Source organism: Streptomyces sp. C1-1, assembly GCF_050214755.1.
Taxonomy (GTDB): domain Bacteria; phylum Actinomycetota; class Actinomycetes; order Streptomycetales; family Streptomycetaceae; genus Streptomyces.
Genome location: NZ_CP189826.1, coordinates 3,586,966 through 3,611,520 on the forward strand (window position 1 = coordinate 3,586,966; position 24,555 = coordinate 3,611,520).

20 protein-coding genes are annotated in these 24,555 nt (G+C 70.2%); 12 read left to right on the top strand and 8 right to left on the bottom strand.

What is annotated here, in order from left to right; all coding sequences use genetic code 11:
* Nucleotides 1-51 precede the first annotated feature (51 nt).
* On the bottom strand, nt 52-816 hold the full coding sequence (locus ACQF4J_RS16110; RefSeq protein WP_351803682.1) for a DUF2127 domain-containing protein: 765 nt from the start codon (nt 814-816) through the stop codon (nt 52-54).
* Nucleotides 817-912: 96 nt separating this feature from the next.
* A complete protein-coding gene (locus ACQF4J_RS16115) occupies nt 913-2,592 on the bottom strand; it encodes an MFS transporter (protein ID WP_351803680.1) in 1,680 nt (559 codons plus the stop codon).
* 180 nt (nt 2,593-2,772) lie between these two features.
* Here ACQF4J_RS16115 and ACQF4J_RS16120 point away from each other — a divergent pair, with 180 nt between their 5' ends.
* Nucleotides 2,773-3,384 (top strand): TetR/AcrR family transcriptional regulator, encoded by a 612-nt coding sequence (locus tag ACQF4J_RS16120; protein WP_351561582.1) that lies wholly within the window; start codon nt 2,773-2,775, stop codon nt 3,382-3,384.
* A gap of 201 nt (nt 3,385-3,585) precedes the next feature.
* Here ACQF4J_RS16120 and ACQF4J_RS16125 read toward each other — a convergent pair whose 3' ends face one another.
* The gene (locus ACQF4J_RS16125) at nt 3,586-4,998 is read right to left on the bottom strand and encodes a cation:dicarboxylate symporter family transporter (protein ID WP_351561638.1); all 1,413 of its coding nucleotides are present in this window, start codon (nt 4,996-4,998) and stop codon (nt 3,586-3,588) included.
* Nucleotides 4,999-5,187: 189 nt separating this feature from the next.
* On the opposite strand from ACQF4J_RS16125, the gene ACQF4J_RS16130 reads away from it, so the two are divergent.
* Both ACQF4J_RS16130 and ACQF4J_RS16135 read left to right on the top strand, forming a co-directional pair.
* Nucleotides 5,188-6,825: a sensor histidine kinase gene (locus ACQF4J_RS16130; protein ID WP_351561579.1), complete on the top strand. Its 1,638-nt coding sequence runs from the start codon at nt 5,188-5,190 to the stop codon at nt 6,823-6,825.
* Nucleotides 6,822-7,517 (top strand): response regulator, encoded by a 696-nt coding sequence (locus ACQF4J_RS16135; protein ID WP_427165905.1) that lies wholly within the window; start codon nt 6,822-6,824, stop codon nt 7,515-7,517. Before ACQF4J_RS16130 ends, ACQF4J_RS16135 begins: the two co-directional genes overlap by 4 nt.
* A 409-nt stretch (nt 7,518-7,926) precedes the next feature.
* Here the strand turns inward: ACQF4J_RS16135 and ACQF4J_RS16140 are convergent, their stop codons facing one another.
* Entirely contained in the window at nt 7,927-8,463 is a 537-nt protein-coding gene (locus ACQF4J_RS16140) for a hypothetical protein (RefSeq protein WP_351561573.1), read from the bottom strand.
* 27 nt (nt 8,464-8,490) lie between these two features.
* Here ACQF4J_RS16140 and ACQF4J_RS16145 point away from each other — a divergent pair, with 27 nt between their 5' ends.
* The 6 genes from ACQF4J_RS16145 to ACQF4J_RS16170 all read left to right on the top strand — a co-directional run bounded on the left by ACQF4J_RS16145 (nt 8,491) and on the right by ACQF4J_RS16170 (nt 15,819).
* Complete coding sequence (locus tag ACQF4J_RS16145; protein ID WP_351803676.1) at nt 8,491-9,357, top strand: 5'-methylthioadenosine/S-adenosylhomocysteine nucleosidase; 867 nt, start codon at nt 8,491-8,493, stop codon at nt 9,355-9,357.
* 163 nt (nt 9,358-9,520) lie between these two features.
* Complete coding sequence (locus tag ACQF4J_RS16150; RefSeq protein WP_427165908.1) at nt 9,521-11,428, top strand: tetratricopeptide repeat protein; 1,908 nt, start codon at nt 9,521-9,523, stop codon at nt 11,426-11,428.
* Nucleotides 11,429-11,497: 69 nt separating this feature from the next.
* Nucleotides 11,498-12,880 carry an extracellular solute-binding protein gene (locus tag ACQF4J_RS16155; RefSeq protein WP_351561565.1) on the top strand — a complete coding sequence of 461 codons (1,383 nt, stop codon included), beginning with the start codon at nt 11,498-11,500 and terminating at the stop codon, nt 12,878-12,880.
* 16 nt (nt 12,881-12,896) lie between these two features.
* A complete protein-coding gene (locus ACQF4J_RS16160) occupies nt 12,897-13,859 on the top strand; it encodes a carbohydrate ABC transporter permease (protein ID WP_351561562.1) in 963 nt (320 codons plus the stop codon).
* Nucleotides 13,860-13,865: 6 nt separating this feature from the next.
* Nucleotides 13,866-14,711 (top strand): carbohydrate ABC transporter permease, encoded by an 846-nt coding sequence (locus ACQF4J_RS16165; RefSeq protein ID WP_142142566.1) that lies wholly within the window; start codon nt 13,866-13,868, stop codon nt 14,709-14,711.
* A gap of 355 nt (nt 14,712-15,066) precedes the next feature.
* Nucleotides 15,067-15,819, top strand: a complete 753-nt coding sequence (locus tag ACQF4J_RS16170; RefSeq protein ID WP_427165909.1) for a helix-turn-helix domain-containing protein — start codon at nt 15,067-15,069, stop codon at nt 15,817-15,819.
* A 7-nt stretch (nt 15,820-15,826) separates the two neighbouring features.
* Here the strand turns inward: ACQF4J_RS16170 and ACQF4J_RS16175 are convergent, their stop codons facing one another.
* Nucleotides 15,827-16,852 (bottom strand): ATP-dependent 6-phosphofructokinase, encoded by a 1,026-nt coding sequence (locus ACQF4J_RS16175; protein ID WP_200704423.1) that lies wholly within the window; start codon nt 16,850-16,852, stop codon nt 15,827-15,829.
* A 287-nt stretch (nt 16,853-17,139) separates the two neighbouring features.
* Here ACQF4J_RS16175 and pta point away from each other — a divergent pair, with 287 nt between their 5' ends.
* The 3 genes from pta (at nt 17,140) to pyk (ending at nt 21,977) form a co-directional block, all read left to right on the top strand.
* Nucleotides 17,140-19,230 carry a phosphate acetyltransferase gene (gene pta, locus ACQF4J_RS16180; protein ID WP_351561557.1) on the top strand — a complete coding sequence of 697 codons (2,091 nt, stop codon included), beginning with the start codon at nt 17,140-17,142 and terminating at the stop codon, nt 19,228-19,230.
* Nucleotides 19,227-20,432 carry an acetate kinase gene (locus ACQF4J_RS16185; protein ID WP_351561554.1) on the top strand — a complete coding sequence of 402 codons (1,206 nt, stop codon included), beginning with the start codon at nt 19,227-19,229 and terminating at the stop codon, nt 20,430-20,432. Before pta ends, ACQF4J_RS16185 begins: the two co-directional genes overlap by 4 nt.
* A gap of 120 nt (nt 20,433-20,552) precedes the next feature.
* Nucleotides 20,553-21,977 carry a pyruvate kinase gene (gene pyk / locus ACQF4J_RS16190; protein ID WP_351561551.1) on the top strand — a complete coding sequence of 475 codons (1,425 nt, stop codon included), beginning with the start codon at nt 20,553-20,555 and terminating at the stop codon, nt 21,975-21,977.
* Between the two features lie 79 nt (nt 21,978-22,056).
* Here the strand turns inward: pyk and ACQF4J_RS16195 are convergent, their stop codons facing one another.
* From ACQF4J_RS16195 to ACQF4J_RS16205, 3 genes are all read right to left on the bottom strand, one after another.
* On the bottom strand, nt 22,057-22,446 hold the full coding sequence (locus tag ACQF4J_RS16195; protein ID WP_351561548.1) for a hypothetical protein: 390 nt from the start codon (nt 22,444-22,446) through the stop codon (nt 22,057-22,059).
* Nucleotides 22,447-22,645: 199 nt separating this feature from the next.
* Nucleotides 22,646-23,968 (bottom strand): hypothetical protein, encoded by a 1,323-nt coding sequence (locus ACQF4J_RS16200; protein WP_351561545.1) that lies wholly within the window; start codon nt 23,966-23,968, stop codon nt 22,646-22,648.
* The gene (locus ACQF4J_RS16205; protein ID WP_351561542.1) at nt 23,958-24,518 is read right to left on the bottom strand and encodes a DUF6114 domain-containing protein; all 561 of its coding nucleotides are present in this window, start codon (nt 24,516-24,518) and stop codon (nt 23,958-23,960) included. The genes ACQF4J_RS16200 and ACQF4J_RS16205 overlap by 11 nt, the downstream gene beginning before the upstream one ends.
* Nucleotides 24,519-24,555: the final 37 nt, after the last annotated feature.

A 24,555-nucleotide genomic window follows, 5' to 3' on the forward strand; every position in this document is an offset into this window, starting at 1 on the left:
CCCTGCTCAGGGAGATCACCGACCCGTGGGCCGGGGACTCCTAGAGCCTGCCTAGACCGGGACCCCGGCCGCCTCCTCGACCTCCAGCAGGGAGGCGCTGCGGCGCTCCTCGTCGAACGCCCTGCGGCCGCCCCGCAGCCCGAACAGCCGCTTGGCGAGGGCGATGTAGAGCACGGCGAGGATGTTGAGGACCAGGGTGGTGATCTTCAGCCAGCTGACGTGCTCGGTGAGCTCGTAGATCTCCAGCGGCAGGAAGGCGGCGGTCGCGACGACCGTCAGGTACTCCGCCCACCGCTTGGCGTACCAGAGGCCGACCGCCTCGACGAGCTCGACGATCGCGTACGCCAGCAGCAGTGCGGCCACCAGGAGCAGCGTGGAGTGCTTGTAGCCGAACGTCTTCTGGATGGTGCCGACGACCGGCGAGTGGTCGAGGTCGTAGTGGAAGTGCCGGAAGACGGGCCGGAAGACGTTCAGGTACTCGTCGAAGAGCCGGCGCACCGCGTCCTGGCTGTTGCTGAACCTCCACACCGCCGCGGCCACCAGCACGATGAACACCCCGCGCACCGCACGCTCGATCGCCAGGAAGCGCAGGATGAACAGATCGCGCAGCACCTTGCCGCGCGGCACGAGCGGCGCATCGGACGCCGGCCCCGAGCCGTGCGGCTCGCCGAGCACGAAGTCGCCGCAGCGCAGACAGCGCCAGACCTCGCCGAGCGCGGTCTCGGCGTGCAGCCGGACGCGGAGGCGGGGGTCGTCCGGCGCGTAGGTGACGTGCCCCTTGCGCGCGCAGGTCCGCCGGTCCCAGTCGATCTTCATCCCCCGTGCCTCCATACGTGCATACGGCCGTGCCGTACCGGACGGTCCGGCACGGCACGGTAGTGCATCGACGTAAGAGACGACGGTCCGGGCGGGTCAGTTCGCCGCGCTGCCGACGAGTTCCCGTTCCTCCTGCTCCCGGCTCTCCTCCCCGGCGCCCTTGGGCCTGCCCGGGAGCAGCAGGGCGACCACGACGGTGCCGATGCCCAGGACCACCGCTCCGATCAGGCTGGTGTGGGCGACCGCGGAGGAGAAGGACGAGCCGACCGCGTCGGCCATCTGCCGGGCGCCCGAGGCCAGTTCGCGCGCCTGCGCCTTGAGCTGCGCCGCCTGCTGCGGGTCGGTCGCCCGCGCGGCCTGCGCGGCCGCCTGCCGCGCCTTGTCGGAGATGCCCTGCGCGACGGCGTATCCGGCGCCGACCGAGTCCTGGGCGGTGGCGAGCGTGCCGGCGGGGAGCCTGCTGCCGGCGGTGGCGTCCGAGAGGCGACCCGAGTACGAGGTCGCCAGCAGCGAGCCGAGGATCGCGATGCCGAGCGAGCCGCCGAGTTCGATCGAGGTGTCGTTGACCGCGCCGCCGACGCCCAGCTGGGACTCCGGGAAGGCACCCATGATCGCGTCCGTGCAGGGCGAGAGCGCCAGGCCGATGGCCAGTCCCAGGATGATCAGGGGAGCGAGGAAGTCGCCGTAGGAGGACGTCGCGTCGATCCGGGTGAGCAGGGCGAGAGCGGTGGTGCCGCCGACCATGCCCGCGGTGACCGTCCACTTCATGCCGACCCGCGGAGTGAGCCAGCCGGTGAGGGCCGAGCCGACGAAGACGGCACCGGCGAGCGGGAGCATGCGCAGGCCGGTCTCGAGGGCGTCGTAGCCGAGGACGAACTGCAGGTGCTGGGTGAGGTAGTAGAAGGCGCCGAAGACTGCGAGGAAGAAGAGGGCGACGGCGAGGTTGGAGCCGGCGAAGCCGCGGTGGGCGAACCGGCGGACGTCGAGGACCGGGCGCGGGTGGCGCAGCTCCCAGGCGACGAAGGCGAGCAGGCCGGCGCCCGCGACGACCGCGGCGGTGACCGCCTTGACGCCCCAGCCGAAGTGCGGACCCTCGATGATCATGTAGACCAGCGAGCCGGTCCAGATCACCGACAGCAGCCCGCCGACGTGGTCGACACGGTCGCTGTGACCGGCCTTGGACGGCGGGACCAGGAACAGGGAGGCGACCAGGGCGACGGCGGCGATCGGCACGTTGATCAGGAACGTCGAGGGCCAGCCGTGGTTCTTCAGCAGCGCGCCGGCGACGACGGGACCGGCGGCGATGGCGAGGCCCGCCGTGGCGGTCCACAGGGTGATCGCCTTGGCGCGTTCGGCGCGCGGGAAGGTCGCGGCGAGCAGGGAGAGTGTGGCGGGCATGATCAGCGCGGCGCCGGTGCCCATCACGGCGCGGGCCGCGATGACCGTCGCGGCGCTGTCGGCGAGGTAGCCGAAGACCGCGCCGCCGCCGAAGACCGTGAGGCCCAGGAGGAGGGCGCCGCGGCGGCTGTACTTGTCGCCGATCGCGCCGAACAGCAGCATCAGCGCGGCGTACGGGACGGTGTATCCGTCGATGACCCACTGCAGGTCGGCGCTGGACAGACCCAGGTCCCGGGTCATGTCGGGGGCCGCGACCGTGAGGGCGGTGTTCGCCATCACGATGATCAGCAGGCTCAGGCAGAGGACCAGGAGCGCCCACCAACGCCGGGCATAGGGGGGCTCCGTCCGGTCGACCGGTTCGGTCAGGAAGAGTCGCATGGCAGGGGTGGCCTTCCTCGGCAACAACGTGTCTTGCACGGTGGACTGGCACTGCGGGTTGCACAGCACCGTGCACTTGCACAACGATGTGTAATGTACGCCGATTGCACAGCCATGTGCAAGTCGCCGGGAGGAACCGGCGGAGAAGGCGGAGGAGTGGGGAGAGGCACAATGTCAGCCATGACCACGGGTAGCACCAGCCGCGCCGACGCCAACCGCCGCCGCATCCTCGACGTCGCGCTCGCCGAGCTGCTGCGCGACCCCGACGCGTCCATGGACCAGATCGCCCGCGCCGCGGGTGTCGTACGACGGACGGTCTACGGCCACTTCCCCAGCCGTGAGGCGCTGGTCGGCACGCTCGTCGACGGGGCCGTGGAGGCGGTGGCGGCCGCGCACGCGGCGGGACGGGAGAGGACCGGGGACCCGGCGCAGGCACTGGCCGGGTCGGTGCTCGCGGTCTGGGAGGTCGCCGACCGCTACCGCATCCTGGTCTCCCTGGCCCAGCGCAGCGTCACCATGCAGGGCATCCGCGAGCGGCTCGCCCCGGTGCGCGAGGCCTCCGTCGCGCTGCTCCGGGACGGCCTGGACCGGGGCGTCTTCAGCTCCCCGCTGCCGGCGCCGGCACTGGCGTACGTGCACGAGCAGCTGCTGTTCGCGCTCATGGAGGCCGTGAACGACGGCCTGCTGCCGCCCGAGGAGGCAGGCCGCTCGGCCGCGGTCACCGCCCTGACGGCCGCGGGGGTACCGGCATCACTGGCCGGCTCCCTGGTGACGAAGCTGGCCGACGCCTGACGCGGGCCCTGGCCGAGCGGACCCGAAACATCCCCGGACCCCCGGCCGACGCGGGTTTCGTCCGGGGCCCGACGCACCCCCGGACGCGCGGAAGCCGAGCGGCCGGTCCACGGGGGTGGGACTCGGCCGCTCGGCTTCTGCCGCCGGGCGACTGATCTACGGGGGGAGAGTTCAGTCGCCCGGGGGGAGGAGTTGCCCGGGTCAGGCCTTTGCCAGCTCCTTCTCGCCGCCCTGCTCCGGGATCTCGGCGTGGGGCTGGACACCCTCGTCCAGGAGGGTCGTCTCGTCGAAGGGCAGCTCGCCGGCGAGGACCTGCTGGACCCGCGCCTTGTCGATCTCCTTGGTCCAGGTGCCGATCAGCACGGTGGCGACGGCGTTGCCCGCGAAGTTGGTCAGGGCGCGGGCCTCGCTCATGAAGCGGTCGATCCCGACGATCAGGCCGACCCCGTCCACCAGGGCGGGCTTGTGCGACTGCAGACCACCGGCGAGCGTGGCGAGACCGGCGCCGCTGACGCCCGCCGCGCCCTTGGAGGCCAGCAGCAGGAAGAGCAGCAGCGGGATCTGCTCGCCGATCGACATCGGGGTGCCCAGGGCGTCGGCGATGTAGAGGGACGCCATGGTCATGTAGATCATGGTGCCGTCGAGGTTGAAGGAGTAGCCGGTCGGCACGGTGATGCCGACGACGGGCTTGCTGACGCCCAGGTGCTCCATCTTCGCGATGAGCCGCGGCAGCGCGGACTCGGAGGAGGAGGTGGACAGGATCAGCAGGAACTCCCGGGCCAGGTACTTGAACAGGGTGAAGATGTTCAGCCCCGCGACGGCCCGCAGCATGACGCCGAGCACGATGAAGACGAACAGCGCACAGGTCACGTAGAAGCCGAGCATCAGCACGGCGAGGCTCTTCAGCGCGTCGAGACCGGCGGAGCCGACCACCGCGGCGATGGCGCCGAAGGCACCGATCGGGGCGGCCCACATGACCATGGCGAGGATGCGGAAGACGAGCCGCTGGATGTGCTCGACGCCGCGCAGGATCGGCTGGCCCGTGGAGCCCATCGCCTGCAGGGCGAAGCCCGTGAGCAGCGCGATCAGCAGGGTCTGCAGGACCTGGCCCTCGGTGAAGGCCGAGACGAACGTGAGCGGGATGATCGACAGGACGAAGTCGACCGGCGGCAGCGCGTCGGCGGACACCTGGTCGTGCCCGGAGGCCTTGATGGCGTTCGTGATGTGCAGCCCGTCGCCCGGGTGCAGGATGTTGCCGACGACGAGGCCGATGGTCAGCGCGACCAGGGACATCACCAGGAAGTAGCCGAGCGCGATGCCGCCGACGGCACCGACCTTCGCGGCCTTTCGGACCGAACCGATGCCGAGCACGATCGTGCAGAAGATGATCGGCGAGATCATCATCTTGATCAGGTTCACGAAGCCGGTACCGAGCGGCTTGAGCTCCACACCGGCGTCCGGCCAGATGAGCCCCACGGCGATGCCGAGTGCCACCGCCACGATGACGGCGATGTACAGGTAATGGGTGCGGTCCCGCTTGCGCGCGGGTGCGGCAGGTGCCGTATCGGGGGTGCTGGCGGCCACGGCTGCCCTCCTTGACGTCTTCGTCGGCATCACCGGCGTGCGGCTCACGTCCGGGGGATGGGGATGGGGGTGCGGTTCTCCACGGCGGCCGCGATGGCTGGAACCGAATGTCCCGCTTTCGCTCGCTGCCGCATTGCGGTGACTATCCCGTGCGGCTGTGAGGGCGGTCACCCTTCCGTTCATTTAGTTCACAATCGGCATGCGAGGCACACTGACGGCATGCGCATCCGCCTCCCCCGACCCCGCAGCCTGGCCGGCCAGCTGTTCGCCATGCAGGCCGTGCTGATAGCGGTGGTCGTGGCCGGATACGCACTGTTCACGTACGTCACCGACCAGCGGCAGGCCCAGGACGCTGCCGCCCGCCAGGCCATGGCGGTCTCCCGCTCGATCGCGGACGCCCCGTCCGTGCGCGCCGCGATCCACACCCCGAACCCCACGGCGGAACTCCAGCCGTACGCGCTGCAGGTGATGCGCGGCGCGGACGTCGACTTCGTCACGATCATGAATACGCGGGGCATCCGCTGGACCCACCCGCGCGAGAGCGAGATCGGCAAGCACTTCCGCGGCACCATCGAGCCCGCCCTGCACGGCAGGTCCTTCACCGAGACCTACACCGGTACGCTCGGCGCCTCGGTCCGGGCGGTCACCCCGATCTACGACAACGGGCGGATCATCGGGCTGGTGAGCGCGGGCATCGAGGTGAAGGCGATCAGCAAGCAGGTACAGGACCAGGTGTGGGCCCTGCTCGGTGTCGCGGCCGGCGCCCTCGCCCTCGGCGCGGTCGGCACGTACGTCGTCAACGCCCGCCTGCGCCGACACACCCACGGCATGAACGCGGCCGAGCTCAGCCGGATGCACGACTACCACGAGGCCGCGCTGCACGCGGTGCGGGAGGGGCTGCTGATGCTGGACGGGCAGTACCGGGTGGCGCTGATCAACGACGGGGGCCGGGAGTTGCTGGGACTGCCGCCGGAGGAGTCCGAGGAGGACGTGGTCGGCAGGTCGGTCGCGGACCTCGGGCTGCCCGCGCCGCTGACCGGGGCGCTCCTCGCCTCCGAGCCGCGGGTGGACGAGGTGCACCTGACGAACGACCGGGTGCTGGTGGTGAACACGTCACCGGTGTCGGGCGGCGAGCGCCGGGGCACCGTCGTCACGCTGCGAGACGTGACCGAACTCCAGTCCCTGACAGGCGAGTTGGACTCCGAGCGGGGCTTCACACAGGCGCTGCGCTCGCAGGCGCACGAGGCGGCGAACCGGCTGCACACCGTCGTTTCCCTGATCGAGCTGGGCCGCGCGGAGGAGGCCGTCGACTTCGCCACGGCCGAACTGGAACTGGCTCAGGCCCTCACCGACCAGGTGGTGGCGGCGGTGAGCGAGCCGGTCCTGGCGGCACTGCTGCTGGGCAAGACGGCGCAGGCGAACGAGCGGGGCGTGGAACTGGTGGTGTCGGAGGACAGCCGCCTCGACGACGGCCTGCTGCCGCCCTCGCTGCCGGCGCGGGACCTGGTGACGATCCTCGGCAACCTGATCGACAACGCGGTCGACGCGGCACAGGGCAGCCCGCGGGCGCGGGTGACGGTGACGGCGTACGCGGAGGGCGCCGAACTCGTCCTGTGCGTCGCGGACACGGGCGACGGAGTGGACCCCGCCCACGCCGGCCTGGTCTTCCAGCGGGGCTTCTCGACGAAGCCCGCCGGGCCGGGGGGCCGCGGCCTGGGGCTGGCCCTGGTCCGGCAGGCTGTGCAGCGGCACGAGGGCTCGCTGTCCGTGGCGGAGGCGGACGGCGGCGGAGCGGAGTTCGTGGTGCGGTTGCCGTTGGCGGAGGAGGGCGCTGTGGTCCCGGGGGGTGGCGTATGACGGGCGGACAGCCCATCCGGGTGCTGGTCGTGGAGGACGACCCGGTGGCCGCGGACGCCCATGTGATGTACGTCGGCCGGGTCCCGGGGTTCGTGGCCGTCGGCAAGACGCACAGCGGGGCGGAGGCGCGGCGGCTGCTCGACCGTACGGCGGTGGATCTGCTGTTGCTCGACCTGCATCTGCCGGACGTGCACGGGCTGCAGTTCGCGCGGTCCTTGCGGGCGGCGGGGCATCACGCGGACGTGATCGCGGTGACCTCGGCGCGGGATCTGACCGTGGTGCGGGAGGGCGTCTCGCTGGGGGTCGTGCAGTACGTGCTGAAGCCGTTCACCTTCGCGACCCTGCGCGACCGGCTCGTGCGGTACGCCGAGTTCCGCGGCGCCGCCGGCGAGGCGAGCGGGCAGGACGAGGTGGACCGGGCACTGGCCGCGCTGCGGGCACCCGGCCCGGCGGCACTCCCGAAGGGGCTCAGCGGGCCGACGCTGGAGCGGGTGACGGTCACGCTGCGCGATCGCGGCGAGGGCATGACCGCGGCCGGTGTGGCGGAGGCGGTGGGCATCTCCAGGATCACCGCCCGGCGCTACCTGGAGCACCTGGTGGAGGCGGGCCGGGCGGCCCGGGCTCCGCAGTACGGAACGGTGGGACGACCGGAGTTGCAGTACCGGTGGGTTCGGGGGGAGGCGGGGAGGTAGCGGCTCTGCGCGCCGTCGAGTTCGGCGGCCCAGGTGCGGGCTTGGGCTGCCTTGGCGGGCGAGTTGGCGCGGGTGCAGGCCTCGGCGGACTGGAGGAAGGCGGTGCGGGCCTCAGCGGGGCGGCGGTCCGCCGGGTGGGCGACGGCCAGGTTCTGGAGGGTGGCGCTACCGAGTTGATCGACGCGATTGCCACGCGGCGACGATCCCCTACGGCCTGGCACGGGGCGCGGGCCCGGTGAGGGCGTCGATCGCTTCCTCCGCCCGTCCCACGCTCTTCAAGGCGCTGCCGAAGTGGTCCTGCGCGATGGCCTCACCCAGCTGGTCGCCCGATCGGTGGGCGGCCTCCCGTGCGGCCCCCCGTGACGGCGAGCCAGTCGTCGAACTCAAAGGCAAGGCGTCGTACGGAAGTTCACGCGGCCTTCGCGTACCACACCACCTGCGAGGCGAGCCCGCACAGGGCGAGCGCCTCCACCCCCGACAGGGCGATGAGCAACCCGTTGCCACCGGCGGCCCAGAACACCACCAGCGCGGCCAGCGGCACCCCGCAGAAGGCGAGCAGGTCCACGACCAGTTGCACGGCCTTGCGAGACCTCCGCCGCGCGTCCCCACGGTGCGCCGTCTCCCACCCGAACGCCGGGGATCCCCCGCCCGGCTCGGCCAACTGAGCCAGTCTGGGACCGAGTTCGTCACGCACGTACGATCCGATCGCGGAGATCTTCTGGTCGTTGACGAGATAGGTCCACCCGAGCACGACACACACCGGCGGCAACGCGAGAAGCATCGACGGCTGCTTGGCCTGCGCGGCGGCGGCGATGACGGCGGCCACCACGGTCAAGGTCACATAGAGCAGGTTGTCGCGGAACCCGATCCGCGCCTTCTGCTCGTCCTTGATGCTCTGGTACTCGGCGAGCAGCAACTGCCCCACCGTGACGTCCCGTTCCGGCACTCGACTTCCTTCCCCCGGCAGTACCTTATGAGTGTGCCGGAGACCATATCCACCGCTCTCGTCCTGACCGCGCTTCCCCTCGAATACGCCGCCGTACGCGTGCACGTCCCGGAGCGTCGGGACCGCCCGCACCCCGACGGAACCTGGGTCGAGCAGGGCCGACTGCCGGGAACGGACTGGGACATCGCCCTCGCCGAGCTGGGCGTGGGCGCCGAGCGGGCCGCCGCTCTCGCCACCCAGCTCATCAACTGGCTGCATCCCAAGGCCGTGTTCTTCGTGGGTGTCGCCGGCAGTCTCAAGGACGACATCGGCATCGGCGACGTCGTCGTGGGCACGAAGGTGTACGAGATCCACGGCGGTAAGCAGTCCGCCGATGACGGCTTCCTGGTCCGGCCGACGGCCCTGCCTGCCTCGCACGCGCTGGAACAGGCAGCCCGTTCGGCGGTGCGGGACATGCCGGACGTGCGGGCACACTTCATGCCGATCGCCTCGGGGGATGTGGTCCTGGCGGACGCCGAGTCAGAGATCGCCCGGCACATCCGCAGGAACTACAACGACGCCGGCGCCATCGAGATGGAAGGTTCCGGCGCGGCGCAAGCGGCCCACCTCAGTGGTCATGTGGACGCGTTGGTCATCCGCGGCATCAGCGACCGCGCCGACGCCGACAAGCACAAGGCCGACGCCTCGGGTTCACAGAAGGTCGCCGCCGAACAGGCGGCCGCAGTGACCATGGCGGTCCTCCGCAAGCACAGGCCTCGCAAGGGTTCTTCCGACGCCGAGGAGGGGCCCCATCGACGCGGGGACGACGGAGCGTCGTACGGCGGAGACCACATCGACCTCAGGGGCGGTACCTTCTACGGTCCCGTCACCGGCAAGACGATCGAGCAGCGGTAGGGGCATCACCCACGGCCCGGTCCCACGCGCCACGGCCACGCTGCCGCCCCGCCCTCTGGGCTTCACCGGCCGCACGGCGGAACTGGACCGCCTGCTCCCCCACCTCGCCCCCGGCGCCGACGACTCGACCGCGCAACCGCTGTTCATCTTCGCTGTCACCGGCATGGGCGGGATCGGCAAGACGGCACTGGCGGTCGAGGTGGCGCACCGGGCGCAGGGGAAGGGCTGGTTCCCGGGCGGGACGCTGTTCGTGGACCTGCGCGGTTACGACGACGACCCGGTCACGGCCGACCAGGCGGTGCTTGCCCTGCTGGACGCGCTCGACGTAAGGAACCGGGATCTGCCGCCGACGGCGGAGCGCCAGTACGACGCCTACCGCGCGCTGCTCGCCGAGCGTCGGGAGCGCATTCTGCTGATCCTGGACAACGTCTCCGATCCGGCGCAGTTCCTGCCGCTGCTGCCGGGCACGGATCACCACAGGGTGCTGATCACGTCCCGGAAACGGCCGGATTCCCTTCCCGTTCGACGGATCGACCTCGACACGCTCGCCTCGGACGAATCGGTGGCCCTCCTGACACGTGCCCTGGGCGACTCCGACGAGCGCGACGAGCGTTGTGCGCGGGAACCGGAGGCTCTGCGGGAACTGGCGACTCTGTGCGGAAACCTGCCTCTCGCTCTGCAGATCGCCGCAGCCATGCTGCGCCGGCGTCAGCCCCGCACGATCGCTTCCTTGGTGCACGACATCCGGAAGGCCACGGACCCCACCATCGCCTTGGACGGCGGCACCGGTGCCACTGACCAGTACGGCCGCTCGCTGGTCCTCCGCCCGGTGCTGGAGACCTCGTACCGGCAACTGCCCGCCCAACAGGCGCGGTTACTGCGCCTGCTGGCCCTCGCTCCCGGTACCGAGACGGCCACGCTGGCCGCCGCGTCGCTCGCCGGTCTCGGCTTCGAGGCAACCCTGGTCCTGCTCGAGGAGCTCGCCGCCACCTCGTTGGTCACGCGGGTCCTGAGCGGCAACGGGACTGCCACGCCGCGGTGGCGGGTGCACGACCTCGTGCGGGCCTTCGCCGCCGGAGTGGTGGAGGGCGACGTGGATCTCAAGGAGGAGGGGGAGGCGGCGCGGGAGCGGGTGCTGAAGTTCTACGTCATGTGCGCGAGCCTGGCCGACCGCCGCCTGAAGTGGCTGCCGGGACAGCAGGAGCCAGAGATTTTCGAAAGCCGGGGGCAAGCGCTGGCTTGGCTGGACCGGGAACGAACCGCGCTGGTGGCGGCGGTGCAGTGGGCGGAGGCGGAGCGGTACGCGCCCCTCGCCGTGCCGCTGTCCGAGTGCCTGGCGGAGTACCTGGAGTGGCGGCGCTACTTCGACGACTGGATCACCGTCTCCCGCGTGGCCCGGGACGCGGCGCAGCGCCTGGGCGACCGCCGGGCGGAAGGCTGGGGTTGGGACTACCTGGGCCTGGCGCTGCGGAACGTCGGCCGCGTCGAGGAGGCCATCGACGCGCATCTGCGCGCCCTCGACCTGAGCCGGGCCATCGGGGATCGCCATGGTGAGGCGGTCAAATGGGAGCACCTCGCCAACGCTCTGCGCAACGCGGGCCGTACATCCGAGGCGATCGACGCGCACCTCCGCGCGCGCGACCTGTACCAGGCCGAAGACGACCGCCAACGCGAGGCCAATGTGTGGAACAACCTCGCGTTGTCCCTGCGCGACGCGGGCCGCGCCGAGGAAGCGATCGAGGCCCATCTGCGTGCCCGTGGTCTCTATCGGGCCAACGGGGACCGGCACGGCGAGGGCATCGCCTGGTACAACCTCGCCCACGCCTGGGAGCAGACCGACAGGGTGCAGGAGTCGATCGACGCATACGCCAACGCCCATGCCATCTTCAGCGAGTTCGAGGACTGGTACGGGGTCGGCCACGCCCTGAGCAACCAGGCTCGCTCGCACCTGGCCAACGACAACCGGGACGCGGCCCGCCTCGCCTACCGGCAGGCCGCCGAAGCCTTCACCCGGTCGGAGGCCTTCGACCGGGCTGCGCGTGCCCAATCCGACGCAGACGCATTGACCTGACTAGACCACTCCACTTACGTTCACCGGGCAGTCATCCCGCGCCACGACGTAGTGCAGCCGCAGGAGGTCATGCCCGTGCGCCCCACCGCCGCCTTCCCCCTCCTCCCCGTTCTCCTCACCACCGCCCTCGCCGCCACCGCCCTCACGGCCTGCGGCAGCGGCTCCGGCAGCAGTCCGGACACCGTGAAGGTCTCCTTCAAGCAGTCCACGGACAACTCCATCAAGGTGATGGACGGCTATCTCGCCGACATCAAGAAGCAGTTCGAGAAGAAGTACCCGGGCAAGAAGGTCGAGCTGATCCCGATCAAGGCCCCGGACTCGGAGTACTACACCAAGGTCCAGCAGATGCTCCGCTCCCCCAAGACGGCACCGGACCTGGTCTACGAGGACACGTTCCTCATCAACTCCGACATCACCAGCGGGTACTTGAAACCGCTCGACCCCTATCTCGCCAAGTGGCCGGACTGGAAGCAGTTCATCGACACGGCGAAGAACGCCGCCAAGGGCGAGGACGGCAAGACGTACGGCGTCCCGGACGGCACCGACACCCGGGGCCTCTGGTTCGACAAGGGGATCTTCAGGAAGGCGGGGCTGCCCGCCACCTGGCAGCCGAAGAACTGGGACGACGTCCTCTCCGCCGCCCGCGCCATCAAGAAGAAGGTCCCCGGCGTCACCCCGATCAACGTCTACACCGGCAAGCCGGCCGGTGAGGCGGCGACCATGCAGACCTTCGAGATGCTGCTCTACGGCACCGGTGACGGCACGTCCGACCCGCTGTACGACCGGGCGTCGAAGAAGTGGATCGCCGGGAGCCAGGGGTTCAGGGACGCACTGTCGTTCGTGCACACGGTGTACCGGGAGAAGCTCGGGCCCGACGTCTCCACCGCCCTCGACCCCAACATCCAGACCATCGTGGCCGGTGACCTCCTGCCCAAGGGCAAGCTGGGCATGGCCCTCGACGGGTCGTGGCTGCCGCAGGCCTGGCTGAAGGGCAGCGGGCACGAATGGCCCGAGTGGTCCAGCGAGCTGGGGCTGGCGTCCATGCCGACCCAGCACGGCCAGGCCCCCGGCAAGGTGAGCATGTCCGGGGGCTGGACCTGGGCCGTCCCCGCCAAGGCCGGCAACCCCGACCTGGCCTTCGACTTCATCAGGACGATGCAGACGAAGGCGAACGCCGAGAAGTGGTACATCGCCAACTCCGGCATCGCGGTCCGCAAGGACGTCGCGAGCGACCCGTCGTACGCCACGGCGCAGCCCGGTATCAAGTTCTTCACGGACCTGGTGGCCAGCACTCACTACCGGCCCGCCTACCCCGCGTATCCGAAGGTCTCCACCGCCGTCCAGGAGGCGATGGAGGGCGTCACGACGGGCGACATGTCCGTGGACAAGGCGGCGAGCGGCTACGACGACGCGCTCAAGGACGCCACGGACGACCAGGTCGTCCGGAAGTGAACGGCGGCACCCGCCGATGACCGCCGCACTCCCGCACACGAAGACGGTCGACGGCGGCCCGGAGACTCGAGGTTCCCTCCCTCCGGGCCCCTCGTCGGGCCGTCGCACGCCCGGCGCACGCGTCCGCCGCGCCCTGGTCCGGGCCCTGCCCGTCTCCCCCGCCCTGGTCCTGCTGCTGCTCTTCCTCGCCGGACCGATCGCCTACTGCGCCTACATCGCCTTCACCGACCTCCAGCTCACCGGCCAGGCCCACTCCTCCTTCGTGGGGCTGGCCAACTTCCGCAAGGCCTTCGCCGACGACGAGTTCCTCAACGCCGTATGGCTGACCCTCGTCTTCACCGTCGTGTCGTCCCTGCTGGGCCAGAACACGCTGGGCCTGGCCCTGGCCGCTTTGATGCAGCGCGCGTCGAAACCGGTCCGCACGCTCACCGGCGGCGTCGTCATCACGGCGTGGGTGCTGCCGGAGGTGGTCGCGGGGTTCCTGCTGTACGCGTTCTTCCGCCGCGAGGGCACCCTGGACGCCATCCTGCGATGGCTCCATCTGCCCTCCCAGAACTGGCTGTTCACGCTGCCGATCCTGGCGGTGTCGTTCGCCAACGTCTGGCGGGGCACGGCCTTCTCGATGCTGGTCTACTCGGCCGCGCTGAACGAGATTCCCAGCGAGATCACCGAGGCGGCGGAGGTCGACGGCGCGGGCGGCTGGCGCCGGATGTGGCACATCACGCTGCCCATGATCCGCCGCTCCATCGGCACGAACCTCATGCTCAACACCCTGCAGACGCTGTCCGTCTTCGGGCTCATCTGGGTGATGACGAGAGGCGGCCCCGGCAACAAGAGCCAGACCCTTCCCCTCTACATGTACGAACAGGCCTTCCAGAACAGCATGATCGGCTACGCCACCGCGGTCGCCCTGCTCCTGCTCGTGGTCGGCTCCCTCTTCTCGCTGGTCTATCTGCGCCTGCTGCGAACGGAGGTCTGACCCGCCATGGCCCCCACTGTCACCCTCGCCGCCCGCCGCCGCAGCCGCCGGCTGGCCGCCGACGCGGGCCTGCTGGCGGTCGCCGCCGCGTTCTCGCTGCCGCTGGCCTGGGTCCTGCTGTCCTCGGTGGACCCGCACGCGGACCTGCGGGTGAAAGCACCCGACGGCCTCACCCTCGCCAACTTCGACGCGATCCTGAAGCAGGACATCACCTTCACGCCGCTCCTCAACAGCCTGATCCTGTGCGGCGGGGGAACCCTGCTGACGGTGGTGTGCGCGGCGCTCGCGGCCTACCCGCTGTCGCGCTTCCGCTCCCGTCTGAACCGGCCCTTCCTCCTCACGATCCTGTTCGCGACGAGCCTGCCGATCACCGCGGTCATGGTCCCCGTGTACGCGCTGTTCGTCCAGGTGAACCTGATCGACACCATGCAGGGCACGATCCTCTTCTTCGCCGCCTCCCAACTCCCCTTCGCCATCTGGCTGATGAAGAACTTCATGGACGGGGTGCCGAAGGAGCTGGAGGAGGCGGCGTGGACGGACGGGGCGTCGTCGTTGCAGTCCCTCGTCCGCATCGTGCTGCCGCTGATGGGGCCCGGAGTGGCGGTGGTGACGGTGTTCTCGTTCGTGATGATGTGGGGGAACTTCTTCGTCCCGTTCATGCTGCTCCTGACCCCGGACCAGATCCCGGCGAGCGTGAGCATCAACGAGTTCTTCGGCAACCGGGGGATGGTGGCGTACGGGCAGCTGGCGGCGTTCTCGATCGTCTACTCGACACCGGTGATCCTGCTCTACGTGCTCATCGCCCGGCGGCTGGGCGGGGGGTTCGCGTTGGGCGGGGCGGTGAAGGGGTGACTTCACGCCACCCGCGGGCGGGGCCGACCGTGCGAACCCCTCTTCGAGGCCCGCCCGCGCGGACGACGGCCGCGGGACGCCGTCCGGACCGGCCGTCGCGCCGTGCCGGAGGCCCGGCACGCGAAGCCATCCGCGAATATGCCCGCCTACCTTGCCATTCGCCTCGTGCACGAAGATCGACCTCACCGTCCGTGACACGGTGGGTGGCCTGCCGCCGTCCTCGCCACCGCGTCCGGTCCGCGGTCGGACGATCTCCGGACCCCTCCCGGACCCCCTCAGCCGTACATTCCTACAATCCGTGATCCTGGCCGAACAGACCGTAGTCACTGCACCCCGGCGGCCCTACGTTGTGCCCGTGCGCCATCCCTCACACCACCCGGACCCCCACCCCAACCGCCCGATCCACCCCACACGGCCGCCCCAGCCGGCCCCGCCCTTCGACTCCACCGCCGCCCGCCGGCTGCGCACGGCGCTCAACATGGGCCCGGAACACGTCGCCTACGGACTGTGCTCCTCGTACGGGCTCCCCTACGTCACCCCGGATCTCGTGATCGCCTGGGAACGCGGGGTCGTCTCCCCCACCAGCCCCGAACTGGCCGCGCTCGCGGGCGTGCTGTGGTGCTCCCCCGCCGAACTCATCGGCAGGCCGCGCACCCTGCGCGAGCACCGCCTCGCCCGCGGCCTCGCCCCCGAGGACGTGGCCCGCAGCGTCGGCCTGGAACTCCTCGCCTATCTGCACATGGAGGAACACAACACCTGGCGCGGCAACGACCGTCAGTCGGCCGCCCTCGCCGACCTGCTCGACCTGTCGCTGCCGGACTTCGTCACCGTCACCGGACGCGAGCCGAAGCTCGCCGACGCCCTGCGCGGTGCGGTGACCACGCGCTGGCAGGCCTACGTCCGCCCGGTCGCCAGGATGGTGCCGCTGGACCGGCGCCTCCTGGAGGACACCCTCCAGGAGCTGCACCAGGACTACCAGGGGCAGATGGTCGCCTCACTGAGCTGGGGCGACGGAAGCGCGGCGAACGACGCCGGCCAGGCGGGACGGGACTTCCTGGACCGGATCGTCGACCACTTCTGGGGCGCCGTGCAGGACAACACCCGCTAGCGGGGGGCTAGAAGACCGACTCCGCCTCGTCCATGCGGTCCTTCGGCACCGTCTTCAGCTCGGTCACCGCCTGCGCCAGCGGCACCATCACGATCTCGGTGCCCTTCAGCGAGGTCATGTTGCCGAACTCACCCCGGTGCGCCGCCTCCACCGCGTGCCAGCCGAAGCGCGTGGCGAGGACGCGGTCGTACGCCGTCGGTACGCCGCCGCGCTGGACGTGGCCGAGGATGACCGGCTTGGCCTCCTTGCCGAGGCGGCGCTCCAGGTCGTACGCGAGTGCCGTACCGATGCCCTGGAAGCGCTCGTGGCCGAACTTGTCGATCTCACCCTTGCCATAGTCCATGCTGCCCTCGACCGGGTGGGCGCCCTCGGCCACGCACACGACCGCGAACTTCTTGCCGCGCGAGAAGCGTTCCTCGACCATCTCGGCCAGGTCCGCCGGGTCGAAGGGGCGCTCGGGCAGGCAGATGCCGTGCGCGCCGGCGGCCATGCCGGACTCCAGCGCGATCCAGCCCGCGTGGCGGCCCATGACCTCGACGACCATCACCCGCTGGTGGGACTCGGCGGTCGTCTTCAGGCGGTCCATCGCCTCGGTGGCGACGCCGACCGCGGTGTCGAAGCCGAAGGTGCGGTCCGTGGAGGAGATGTCGTTGTCGATGGTCTTCGGCACGCCGACCACCGGCAGACCGGCGTCGGACAGCATCCGGGCCGCCGTCAGCGTGCCCTCGCCGCCGATCGGGATGAGGGCGTCGATGCCGAAGGCCTCGACCATGTCCTCGGCCCGCTCGCAGGCCTCGCGCAGGCGGTCCCGCTCCAGCCGCGACGAGCCCAGTATCGTGCCGCCGCGGGCCAGGATGCCGCTGACCGCGTTCAGGTCGAGACCGCGGTAGCGGCCGTCCAGCAGGCCGGCGTAGCCGTCCTCGAAGCCGATGACCTCGTCGCCGTAGTTGTCGACCGCTCGGTGCACGACCGATCGGATCACTGCGTTCAGGCCTGGGCAGTCGCCGCCTGCGGTGAGAACCCCGATGCGCATCGTGCTGTGTCTCCTGCTCGCTGTCGGTACCGATGAGCCAGTCCGATTGTTTCATGTCCGGAGATGGTCACCGATCGCCCTTCTCCGGCACAGGGCCATGGGTCCCGGTGCGACCCCCGCCACAGGTCCTGACATGGGGGACGAATGCTGACGGGCGCCTTATCCAGCCCCGGGGGTATTGTCAAGTAGGTTCCGCTCACCTCGGTGGGCGATTTTCACGAGCCCCCATATGACCCGTAGGGACTCGGGCCGACATCGACGGGCGAGCGACGAAACGGAGAGCACGCGTGACGCGCAGCGTGTACGTGACCGGTATCGACCGCGGCGACGGCCGCCAGGTCGTCGAGCTGGGGGTCATGGAGCTCCTGACCCGGCAGGTCGACCGGGTGGGGGTGTTCCGGCCGCTGGTCCACCACAGCCCCGACCGGCTGTTCGAGCTGCTGCGGGCCCGCTACCGGCTCTCCCAGGACCCGGCCACCGTCTACGGCATGGACTACCACGAGGCCTCCGCGCTCCAGGCGGAGCGGGGCGCGGACGAGCTGGTGTCCGTCCTCGTCGACCGGTTCCACGCCGTGGCCCGCGACTTCGACGTCGTCCTCGTCCTCGGCACCGACTTCGCCGACACCCAACTGCCCGACGAACTCTCCCTCAACGCCCGCCTCGCCAACGAATTCGGCGCCTCGGTGATCCCGGTGGTGGGCGGCCGCAAGCAGACCTGTGAGTCCGTGCTCGCCGAGACCCGCAACGCCTACCGGGCGTACGACGGCCTGGGCTGCGACGTGCTGGCCATGGTGGCCAACCGGGTGGCCCGGGAGGACCGGGACGAGATCGCGGGGAAGCTGGACTCACGGCTGCCCGTGCCCTGTTACGTGCTGCCCGACGAGCCCGCCCTGTCCGCGCCGACCGTCTCCCAGATCGCCCAGGCACTGGGCGCGAAGGTCGTGCTGGGCGACGATGCGGGGCTGGCCCGGGACGCACTCGACTTCGTCTTCGGCGGCGCCATGCTGCCGAAGTTCCTCAGCGCCCTGACCCCGGGCTGTCTGGTCGTCACCCCGGGCGACCGCGCCGACCTGGTCGTCGGCTCGCTGGCCGCGCACAGCGCCGGCACCCCGCCGATAGCCGGCGTGCTGCTCACCCTGGGCGAGGCCCCCGACGAGAACGTCCTCACCCTCGCCGCCCGCCTGGCGCCCGGCACCCCGGTGCTGTCCGTACCCGGCATGAGCTTCCCGACGGCCGAGCAGCTCTTCGCGCTGGAGGGCAAGTTGAACGCGGCCACGCCCCGTAAGGCGGAGACCGCGCTCGGGCTCTTCGAGCGGCACGTCGACACCGCCGACCTCATCCGGCGCGTCTCCGCCCCCAGCAGCGACCGCCTCACCCCGATGATGTTCGAACACCAACTGCTCGAACAGGCCCGCACCGACAAGCGCCGCGTCGTCCTGCCCGAGGGCACCGAGGAGCGCATCCTGCACGCCGCCGAAGTGCTGCTGCGCCGCGGTATCTGCGACCTCACCCTGCTCGGCCCGGTCGACCAGATCCGCAAGAAGGCCGCCGACCTCGGCATCGACCTCGGCGACTCCCAGCTGATCGACCCGGCCCGCAGCGAGCTGCGCGACTCCTTCGCCGAGAAGTACGCCGCCTTCCGCGCCCACAAAGGGGTCACGGTCGAGCTGGCCTACGACGTGGTCAGCGACGCGAACTACTTCGGCACGCTGATGGTCCAGGAGGGGCTGGCCGACGGGATGGTCTCCGGGTCCGTGCACTCCACGGCGGCGACCATCCGGCCCGCCTTCGAGATCATCAAGACCAGGCCGGGCGCCGACATCGTCTCGTCGGTGTTCTTCATGTGCCTCGCCGACAAGGTCCTGGTCTACGGCGACTGCGCCGTCAACCCCGACCCGGACGCCCGGCAGCTCGCCGACATCGCCATCCAGGCGGCCACCACCGCCGAGCAGTTCGGCGTGGAGCCGCGGATCGCGATGCTGTCGTACTCGACCGGCACCTCCGGCTACGGGGCCGACGTCGACAAGGTGCGGGAGGCGACGGAGCTGGTGCGGCAGCGGCGGCCCGACCTGAAGATCGAGGGGCCGATCCAGTACGACGCCGCCGTGGAGCCGACCGTCGCGGCGACCAAGCTGCCGGAGTCGGACGTGGCCGGGCAGGCGACGGTGCTGATCTTCCCGGACCTCAACACGGGCAACAACACCTACAAGGCCGTGCAGCGTTCCGCCGGCGCGATCGCGGTCGGCCCGGTGCTGCAGGGCCTGAACAAGCCGGTCAACGACCTGTCCCGGGGCGCGTTGGTCTCGGACATCGTCAACACCGTCGCCATCACCGCCATCCAGGCCCAGACCCCGACACAGAAGGCGACCGTCCAGTGAGCGCGTCCCGCGTCCTCGTCCTCAACTCCGGCTCCTCGTCGGTGAAGTACCAGCTCCTCGACATGCGGGACAGCACCCGGCTGGCCATGGGGCTCGTCGAGCGCATCGGCGAGCAGTCCTCACGGATCAGGCACACGCACCTCGGCGGCGACGACACACGTGAGCGGAGCGGGCCCATCGCCGACCACGACGCCGCCCTGAAGGCGGTGTCGGAGGAACTGGCCAAGGACGGGCTCGGACTGGACTCCCCCGAGCTCGCCGCCATCGGCCACCGCGTGGTGCACGGCGGGATGACGTTCACCGAGCCGACCGTCATCGACGGCGCCGTGCTCGCCGAGATCGAGCGGCTGATCCCGGTGGCCCCGCTGCACAACCCCGCCAACCTCACCGGCATCCGCACCGCGCAGGCCCTGCGGCCCGACCTGCCCCAGGTCGCCGTCTTCGACACCGCCTTCCACACGACGATGCCGGAGTCGGCCGCCCGCTACGCGATCGACGTGCGGACCGCCGACGCGCACCGCGTCCGCCGCTACGGCTTCCACGGCACCTCGCACGCGTACGTCTCCCGGGCGACGGCGAAGCTGCTGGGGAAGGCGCCCGAGGACGTCAACGTGATCGTGCTGCACCTGGGCAACGGCGCCTCCGCGTCGGCGGTGCGCGGCGGCCGGTGTGTGGACACCTCCATGGGACTGACGCCTTTGGAGGGGCTCGTGATGGGTACGCGCTCGGGAGACATGGATCCGGCTGTCATCTTCCATTTGGCGCGTGTTGGCGGAATGTCCATCGACGAAATCGACACTCTTCTCAACAAGAAGAGCGGGCTGGTCGGCCTGTGCGGCGACAACGACATGCGGGAGATACGGCGCCGGGTCGACGAGGGCGACGAGGAGGCGAAGCTCGCCTTCGACATCTACATTCACCGCCTGAAGAAGTACATCGGCGCCTATTACGCCGTGCTGGGTACGGTGGACGCGATCGCGTTCACCGCGGGCGTCGGCGAGAACGCGGCAGCGGTGCGCGAGGCGGCCGTCGCGGGCCTGGAGACCCTGGGCCTCGCGGTGGACGGCGCGCTGAACGCCGTGCGCGGCGACGAGCCGCGGCTGATCTCGCCCGCGGACGCGCGGGTGAAGGTCGCGGTGGTGCCCACCGACGAAGAACTGGAAATCGCGACGCAGACCTACGCACTGGTCGGTCGGTATTGATATGCGGCTCCGCCGTGTGACAACTGAGCGGTAACAAAGCAACTGAGCGCCGGTCCGCCCATTTGTATCTTCCGCCAGACGGAATATTCCGCGGCGAAACAAACCGATAGGATCCACCCCATGCGCCGTTCGAAAATCGTCTGTACTCTCGGCCCCGCGGTCGACTCCCACGAAATGCTGGTCTCGATGATCGAGGCCGGAATGAACGTGGCCCGGTTCAACTTCAGCCACGGCACCCACGCCGAGCACCAGGGGCGGTACGACCGCGTCCGTGCCGCGTCGAAGGAGACGGGCCGGGCCGTCGGTGTCCTCGCCGACCTGCAGGGCCCGAAGATCCGCCTGGAGACCTTCGCCGAGGGTCCGGTCGAGCTGGAGCGGGGTGACGAGTTCGTCATCACCGTCGAGGACGTCCCGGGCGACAAGACCATCTGCGGTACGACCTACAAGGGCCTGCCCGGGGACGTCGACCGCGGCGACCAGATCCTGATCAACGACGGCAACGTCGAGCTGAAGGTCCTGGACGTCGACGGCCCGCGGGTGAAGACGATCGTCATCGAGGGCGGTGTCGTCTCCGACCACAAGGGCATCAACCTGCCCGGCGCGGCCGTCAACGTGCCCGCGCTGTCCGAGAAGGACGTCGAGGACCTGCGCTTCGCACTCCGCATGGGCTGCGACATGGTCGCGCTGTCCTTCGTCCGGGACGCCCGGGACGTGGCCGACGTCCACAAGGTGATGGACGAGGAGGGCCGCCGGGTCCCGGTCATCGCCAAGGTGGAGAAGCCGCAGGCGGTGGACAACATGGAGGACGTCGTGATGGCGTTCGACGCCGTCATGGTGGCCCGTGGCGACCTGGCCGTCGAGTACCCGCTCGAGAAGGTCCCCATGGTGCAGAAGCGCCTCATCGAGCTGTGCCGCCGCAACGCCAAGCCGGTGATCGTGGCGACCCAGATGATGGAGTCGATGATCACCAACTCCCGTCCCACCCGCGCCGAGGCCTCCGACGTCGCCAACGCGATCCTGGACGGCGCGGACGCGGTCATGCTCTCCGCCGAGTCCTCCGTCGGCGCCTACCCGGTCGAGACCGTCAAGACGATGTCGAAGATCGTCACCGCGGCCGAGGAGGAGCTGCTGAGCAAGGGCCTGCAGCCGCTGGTGCCGGGCAAGAAGCCGCGTACGCAGGGCGGTTCGGTGGCGCGCGCCGCGTGCGAGATCGCGGACTTCCTCGGCGGCAAGGGCCTGGTGGCCTTCACCCAGTCCGGCGACACCGCCCGCCGTCTGTCGCGCTACCGCGCGCAGCAGCCGATCATCGCCTTCACCACCGACGAGGACACCCGCAACCAGCTCACGCTGAGCTGGGGCGTGGAGTCGCACGTGGTGCAGTTCGTGAACACCACCGACGACATGGTCGACATGGTCGACCAGGAGATCGCCAAGATCAACCGCTTCTCGGCGGGCGACACCGTCATCATCACCGCCGGCTCGCCCCCCGGCGTCCCCGGTACCACCAACATGCTCCGCGTCCACCACATCGGCGGCAGCAACTGACACCGCCGCGAAGGCGGTTGTACGGCGCTGAGGGCGCCCCCCGGCAGTGGGGGGCGCCCTCAGCTCGTGCGGCTCCCGGTCAGGCCCGGCCGCTGCCCCAGCCGGAGCAGCGGGTGATCTCCTTCGTCGAGTACACGCCGTAACAGGCCTTGTAGTACACCGCGTAGCCCTCGGGAATCGCGGTGCCGTACGCCCTGTCGACGTACTTGTTGCAGCCGGCGGTGTTCCACACGTTCTCGTAGATCCCGGCGTCCGGGACCTCGACGACCGCCACGGCGGAGTGGTTGTCGCAGTCGGTGTCCCAGACCCGGATGATGTCGCCGTCCTGGTAGAACTTCGCGCACGTGGACTGCGGACCGGAGTTGCAGACCTGCGGGCCGTCCGTGCCCGCGAAGGACGATGTGCTCGTGGCGAAGACGAGCGCCAGCGCGGCGCCGAGCACCGCCAGGACGGAATAGATCTTCTTCAAAGTACACTCCCCGATCGTCGGCGGCCCGGCAACGAACAGAAGGAACGCCGCCGGACGACACCCCTGAGATCGAACATACTATCGAATACTGATCATCTGTCGACGGAATATCGAGACTCGTGTACGGCGCTGAGGGCGCCCCCCGGCAGTGGGGGGCGCCCTCAGCTCGTGCGGCTCCCGAACGGGCCTGTGGCGGCGCTCAGCCGATTCCGTCGGTCGTGTACAGGTGCATGCCCGGCACGTGCAGCGTGCCGCCGAACTGGGCGGCCTGGACGACCTTGACGTTGGTGAAGTAGATCAGAGGGATGTTCAGCGGCGGCGGGTTGTCGGGGCTGAACGTGATCGGGATCAGCCCGAACAGGTTCCCGGAGATGGACTCCGTGTACATCGTGGTGGCGCCGCCGCGGATGGTGGACGTCGTCCCCTTCCCGGCCTCCACGTGGTACGTCTTGTTCTGCTGCTTGTCCTTGACCGTCTGGTTCAGGTCGCCGATGTCGGTGCCGTTCGAGATGACGTACTTCAGCACCTTCTTGGTGGCGCCACTGGCCGTCTTCACCTCGACGACGCCCTGGTAGTCGGCCCCCTTCAGCAGCAGGGAGCTGGCGTTGAGGTACCAGGGGTCGTCCGCCACCGCCACCTTGTTGTCGACGCCGCTGACGTCCTCCGTGGCGGCGGGGCAGTTCTGCGCGTCGGTGCTGGAACTCGCCGAGGGGCTCGGCGAGGAGGTGGCCGTCTCGGCCGCCTTCTCGACCGACTTGGTGACGTCCTTGGCCGCGTCGGTGGCCGTGTCGGTCGTCTTCTTGACCGTGTCGGTGACCTTCTTGGTCGTGTCCTTCACGGTGTCGGACGCGCTCGACGTCGAGGAGTCCTTCGACGTGTCGCTCGACGAGGAGGACGCGGAGGCGGACGGCGACGGGCTCGCGCTCGACGAGGAGGTGGAGCCGGAGCCGCCGGTGAAGATCCCGGTGATCGCGTCGCCGATGTCGCCCAGCAGACCGCCGCCGCTGCCGCTGCTCGCGGACGCCGAGGGGGTCGGCGTGGGGGTGGCGCCGCCGGAGGTGTCCTTGCTCCCGCCGTCCGTCGCGGACGGGCTGGGCGTGGCCTTGTCGCCGGAACCTGAATCCGGCGAAGAGGTCTTGCCCGAGTCCGTGCCCGTGGCGGAGGAGTCCTTGGACGTGCCGGCGGAGGACGACGGCGAGGGCGTCGCCGTGTCGGAGCTCGCCGAGGCGGACGGCGACGGCGAGGCCGAGGAACCGTCCAGCGCGGCAACGCAGTTCTTGTACTCGTCGGCGGTCAGGCTCTTCGCCGTCGGCGTCGAGCCACCACTGTCGGCGAGGGCGAGCGAGGACGTGAAGCCCATGCCCATCAGGACGGCGGTCGGCATCGCCGCCATGGCTATCGCCTTGCCGGCCGGCATGTGGAACCGGGTGAACAGCGGCTTCTTGGGTGCCGCGTGGCGCGGCCCGGTTCTCACACGGGACTCGTCCACATCAGCCCCGTGGGTCACCTCGTCAGCCGGCACTGTGCCTCCCGTTCGCCCCGTTGGCCGGGCTCGTTCCTGACAGATCGTTCGGCTCGCCCACCACGGGCTTGAGGATGGTGGTGTCGGGGTCGGTGGCCTCCGGCGCACCGCCCGTCCCGGTCGTGTCCTCCTTGGCCGGCTGCTCACCGGGCTCGGCGCCCGGCGCCCAGGCGACGGCCATGGCCCCGCCCACCAACGAGAGCAGGAAGCCCATCAGGAACCCGCCGAGGTTGGACACCGGGATGGAGACCAGGCCCAGCAGGATCGCGGCGACACCCGCGAAGACCCGTACGTGCTTCTGGAACCAGAGGCTGATGCCCAGGACGACGAGCAGCACGCCGATGATCAGGGAACCGGCTCCACCGGTGGTGGCCATCGCCAACGTCAGGTGACCGATCTGGAGATGCGCGTACGGGAAGTACATGATCGGAAAGCCGGCGAGCAGGACGAACAGTCCGGCCCAGAACGGCCGCGTACCCCGCCAGGCGCGGAACTGCAGCCTCCGGCGGCTGAACTGGCCGACGGGTGCGGCAGGAGTCTCGGCGCTCATGGAAAACAGCTCCCTGGTGCGGCGTTGCTGTGGTGAT